Raw genomic sequence first — 5,502 nt, forward strand, 5'->3', positions numbered from 1 at the left:
ACCACTTACACAGTTTCTCTCACAGTGCCGGAAATTTTAGACTTCCCTCTTACAATTCACTTTATATATTGTAGCCTAATGGACCAGACCTTAAGCATTTTTGACTTCTTCTTTTAATTTATTCAGACTTTCTTTGGCATCACCAAAAAGCATATTAGTATTTTCACCAAAGAACAAAGGGTTTTCTATTCCCGCATAACCTGAACGCATAGACCTTTTCAGTACAACTACTTTCTTTGCCTGTTCAACATCCAGAATTGGCATCCCATAAATAGGAGAAGAGCTGTCCTCTTTAGCTGCTGGATTAACTACATCATTTGCTCCAATTACTAATACAACATCGGTAGAATTGAAATCTTCATTCGCTTGCTCTAATTCTTGTAGTTTGTCATAAGAAACGTCTGCTTCGGCTAACAAAACATTCATGTGCCCTGGCATGCGGCCTGCCACAGGGTGAATGGCATATTTGACTTCCACTCCTTCAGCCTCTAAAGTATGCTCCAATTCATGGCACACATGTTGAGCTTGCGCTACGGCTAACCCATAACCTGGTACAATGCTAACTTTCGAAGCATATTTTAATTGAATGGCTAAATCTCCACTGTTTGCCTCTTTAATGACTTGTTCGCGATCTGATCCGGCTCCACTTCCTTTGGAGCCTAACCCACCAATTATCACATTCAATAAAGACCGGTTCATGGCTTTACACATTAAAACGGTAAGGATGGTTCCTGAGGCACCTACTAAGATACCACCAATTATCATCACATGATTAGCATAAATTAAACCAGCTCCAGCAGCTCCAATTCCTGTAAAGGAATTTAATAAGGAAATCACCACAGGCATATCTCCACCACCGATAGGCGTAACAAAGGCGATTCCATAGAATAGAGAGAGGGCTGTAAGTAGGATTACTAGATTAAACGGTAGGGTAGGTTGCATCATGATGTAGGCACTAAAGCCGATGATAGCTACCAAAGTCAAAATATTAATGACATGGGGGAGAGGTAATTTTAAGCTGTCACGTAAAGAACCGTTTAGTTTTCCCCATGCAATAAGAGAACCTGAGAAAGAAACAGCACCTACCACCAAGGCAAAGAGGTTAGTAAGAACGGTGGCACTCATCATCTCTTGGCCGGCTGACAAATTATAAAATTCTACAAAACCAATAATCATGGCTGTAGCACCCCCCAAACCATTGAAAAGAGAGACCATTTCTGGCATGCTGGTTAAAGCCACACGTTTTGCAGCAATCAGGCCAATAATACTTCCTACCATCATTGCCCCAACAATCCATTGGTAGTTGTTGTCTCCTCCTGCTATGGGAGCAAATAAAGCCACTAAAATGGCCAGACCCATTCCTGCACCAGCAGTAAGATTTCCTTTTCTTGCAGATTCGGGATGACTTAGACCTTTTAGGCCGATAATGAAAATAACGATGCTAATTAAATATAGGACTTCAGTGATTGTATTTTCCATAATATGTTGTCTTCATTCAGTTCCGAAAAAAATGATGTGGATTGTTTAGACTTAATCTTGTTTTTTTGTCCCTATTTTTTCTTCTTTTTAAACATATCCAGCATTCGGTCTGTCACAGCAAAACCTCCTGCTACATTTATCATAGCTAAGGCAATTCCTACAGCTCCCAGAGAAAGTGTCAAATAATCATTTGCCTCTGCCCTTCGGATAAGGATGATAGCCCCTATTACTACTACACCACTAATGGCGTTGGCTCCAGACATTAAAGGCGTATGTAATACCGTTGGTACTTTACCGATGACCTCCATTCCTAGAAATGAAGCTAGAATAAGTATGGTAATCATAGGTAGGTTATCTGAAAGAAATTGTATGATGATATCCATTATTGTATTGAACTTGGGTGAAAAAATATTGGTAAAAAAAGGTTAAACTAAGGCCTTTTCCGGTTGATTATAAAGGATTTCTCCATTTTTAATAATGCAGCTGGACTTGAGAATCTCATTTTCAAAATCCGAATGGTAGTTCCCTTCTTTGTCCATAAGTTGTTTCATAAAGTTGTGTACATTTTTACTGTACAACTGACTTGCATGCATACTTACATCATTTGCCAAATGAGAACTGCCAATTATGGTTACTTGATGTTTTTGTATGATAGCCTCGTCTTGTGTTAGTTCACAATTACCACCGGTAGAAGCTGCCAAGTCTACAATAACACTGCCTGAGGGCATATTTCTTACCATTTCTTCAGTAATTAGTGTTGGCGCAGGTTTTCCTCGTAGTTGAGCGGTGGTTACAACAATATCAGCTTTGCTAACCTTTTGGGCTACTAATTCTTTTTGTCTTCGCTTATAATCTTCGGATTGTTCTACAGCGTATCCTCCAGCGGATTTATCATCACGACCACCCTCTACTTCCACAAATTTAGCTCCCAAACTCAACACTTCTTCCTTTGCTGCAGCCCGGGTGTCAAATGCTTCCACTACTGCCCCCAAACGTTTAGCGGTGGCAATGGCTTGAAGGCCTGCTACTCCGGCACCTAATATCAGCACTTTTGCCGGAGGGATGGTTCCTGCGGCCGTTGAAAGCATAGGTAAGTATCTAGGTAAATGTTCTGCAGCTTTAATAATAGCTTTGTATCCTGCAATGGAGGCCATTGAAGATAACACATCCATGGATTGGGCAATAGTACTTCTTGGAATCATATCCAAGCTGAAAGCAGTCAAGTTTTCTCTTGCATACCTTTGGCAAATTTCCGGATCTGAAAAAGGGGAGAAACTGGATATGAGTATACAATTATTTTTTAATGAAAAAATGTCTTCTTCAGGCAGAGGATTAATACTGACCAGTAGGTCAGAGGCAGTAAGTACCTCCTTACGTTCTTTTACCTCGGCACCTACTTTCTTATAATCTTCATCATAAAAATGAGCTTGCAAACCTGCACCTTTCTCCAAAACCATGGAGTGCCCTTCTTTAATTAACTGTTTAACTGTGTCAGGGACAAGAATTACTCTTCGGTCACTGAATTCTCTTACAAATCCTATCTGCATACTTGGCCTATTTATAAAGATAAATAATGATGAGCGATTTAATTGATTGTAGAAATTTACACTATAATGTAGATAATGGCTTCAAAGCTAAGTAAAAAGTAGTACAATTTTCTAAATAATGTAAGCTTTTCATTGGATAATTTGCATAATACCCAAATTTTATTTGGTTATGGCAGAGGGTAAGTAGTGTTTTTGAATGTCTTAATTCGTTTGCAAGGGGAAAAGAAAGGAGGACTTAATTAATTTGAAAAAATTTAAATGAATTGCTTTTTTGCTCTTTTCTAGGGGTGTCCATTTTATGGTTAGATTAATGTAAGTTGGAAATTCAAAACTTAATTCTTTTACAGTTTTCTTTTCCCTATTAATTCTTGATTGATTATTTATCATTATCAGGTTATCTATTATTCACTAATTTTAATAATTGCTGGCAGTTTTTTACAGCGTAAGCATTGACATCATTATTAAAATAAATGTAAAATCTTTTGACTTTAGCATGAAGTATTTTTTGCTCCCATTCCTTAAGCTCTTTCAAACTATATTGGTAATCGTACCAAACTTTTTTACCATGAAACCTTAAATAAGCCACAGATGAACATGGAATAATCTCTTCAGGTAAATTTATAGGGGTAGACAAGGAGCAGCAAGTGATATGGTGTTTTGAAAGAAGATCAAAAACGTCATCTTCGAACCAGGAGGGATGACGAAATTCAATGATATTTTGAAATTCTGGGCTCAAGTTTTGACAAAAGGAATCCAGTCGATCTAAATCTTTGGATAAGTTCGAGGGTAATTGCCATAATATACATGCCAACTTATCGGAAAGAAGATTGGCAAGATTATAAAATTGTTTGACAGCCTCTGATATTTGTCGAAGCCTTTTAATGTGGGTAATAAATCGGCTTCCCTTTAGTGTAAATCGGAAATTCTCAGGAACGGTATGATACCAATGGGTCATGGTTTTTTCTTTGGGCAAGTGATAAAAGCTGCTATTGATTTCTACAGTCTTAAAATGCTGGCTGTAATACGCTAGCCAATTTTTCTTGGCGAGGTCGGGAGGATAAAAAATTTCCTTCCAACTTTCATAATAAAAGCCCGAACAACCACAATAGATTTCCATTTTCTGCCAAATTTATATTTTTTTTAATGGCACTTTCTCCCGCTTTTCTGGAAAAGTTCTCATTGTTTCTATAAAACCAAATTTTTACATTAAATGCTTCAAAGATTGTTCTTATTTCTTTAAATAAATGCCCATAAAAAAAGGTACGCCTTTTTGGGGCGCACCTCGTATAATTTAAACATCGTGGTTTTATAAAGTCATTGGCCTAAGCCAAATCAAAATTACCTAATTGCTTTAACATTTTACCATGATTCCAAATTGCCCGAAGAAAAGTAGGTTGGGAATTGTAAGGTATTCCAAATTCCAATGCCGTTTTCTTCACAATTTTTGAAAGATCTTTATAGTGAATATGGCAAATATTAGGGAATAAATGATGTTCAATCTGATAATTTAAACCTCCTACGTACCATGACAACAGTTTATTATCCGGTGAAAAGTTGGTTGTAGTTTGCAGTTGGTGAATAAACCAGTTATTGTCCATTTTTCCATTAGGATCTGGCAACGGATAATCCGATGTAGGCATTACATGGGCTGGCTGGAAAACAATTCCCAAAATAAATCCTGCCAAAAAGTGCATACTTAAAAAGTAAAGGGCAATTAACCACCAACTTTGTGGTAAAACAAGGATAGGAATTACTAGAATGTAAGTGAAATAAAACACTTTAGATAAAACCAATTCTGTCATTAACCAATTGTAAGATTTATTCTGGGTTTTGGTGAGACCCATCTTTTTATAGCTTTTTAACCGGTTAAAATCCTTGGCAGTAACCCATGAAATCGTCATCAGACCATAAAAGAACCACGCATAGATATGCTGTAATTTGTGAATTTTAAATCTTTCTTGATGGGGTGAAAATCTTAGGATTTTAACGGGCATAATATCTTCATCCATTCCATCAATGTTCGTATAGGAGTGGTGAAGTACGTTATGTTGTATTTTCCAATTTACGGCACTTCCTCCCACAAAATTAAGCATATAGCCCATTAAAGTATTGATTTTGGGGTTTTTAGAATAAGCACCGTGGTTGGCATCATGCATAATGGATAAACCAATTCCAGCCATTCCAATACCCATTATTAACCATAACCCCCAAATAATCCAGCTATTGGTGAATACACCTGTGATCATTAGTATATAAGGTACTAAATAAAGTGTTATTAGACTGATGGACTTCCACACCATAGTGCTATTTCCATACCTGGATTTATTGTTGCTCTTAAAATATTCCTTTATTCTGCCTCTAAGGGTTGTGCTGAAATCAGCATGTGCTTCCTTAGAAAATTTTGCTCCACTAAAGTTCATATGTAAAAAAGTTATATGCCTTGCTAAAAAATTATCAAGAGTGATTTCCCTGAGTC

General features: G+C 37.1%; 5 protein-coding genes. All 5 read right to left on the minus strand.

The window, feature by feature from the left end; translation table 11 throughout:
• Positions 1-90: 90 nt before the first annotated feature.
• Positions 91-1,479 (minus strand): NAD(P)(+) transhydrogenase (Re/Si-specific) subunit beta, encoded by a 1,389-nt coding sequence (locus E1171_RS08195; protein ID WP_155205524.1) that lies wholly within the window; start codon positions 1,477-1,479, stop codon positions 91-93.
• A gap of 71 nt (positions 1,480-1,550) precedes the next feature.
• Positions 1,551-1,862: an NAD(P) transhydrogenase subunit alpha part 2 gene (locus E1171_RS08200; RefSeq protein WP_155205525.1), complete on the minus strand. Its 312-nt coding sequence runs from the start codon at positions 1,860-1,862 to the stop codon at positions 1,551-1,553.
• Positions 1,863-1,904: 42 nt separating this feature from the next.
• Complete coding sequence (locus E1171_RS08205; protein WP_155205526.1) at positions 1,905-3,026, minus strand: Re/Si-specific NAD(P)(+) transhydrogenase subunit alpha; 1,122 nt, start codon at positions 3,024-3,026, stop codon at positions 1,905-1,907.
• Positions 3,027-3,420: 394 nt separating this feature from the next.
• Entirely contained in the window at positions 3,421-4,143 is a 723-nt protein-coding gene (locus tag E1171_RS08210) for a DUF72 domain-containing protein (protein WP_155205527.1), read from the minus strand.
• A 205-nt stretch (positions 4,144-4,348) separates the two neighbouring features.
• Positions 4,349-5,502, minus strand: a 1,154-nt coding sequence (locus tag E1171_RS08215) for a fatty acid desaturase family protein (RefSeq protein ID WP_343031310.1), incomplete at its 5' end; no start/stop codon positions are given.

The sequence above is a fragment of the Xanthovirga aplysinae genome (assembly GCF_009711365.1).
GTDB classification, from domain to species: Bacteria; Bacteroidota; Bacteroidia; order Cytophagales; family Cyclobacteriaceae; genus Xanthovirga; species Xanthovirga aplysinae.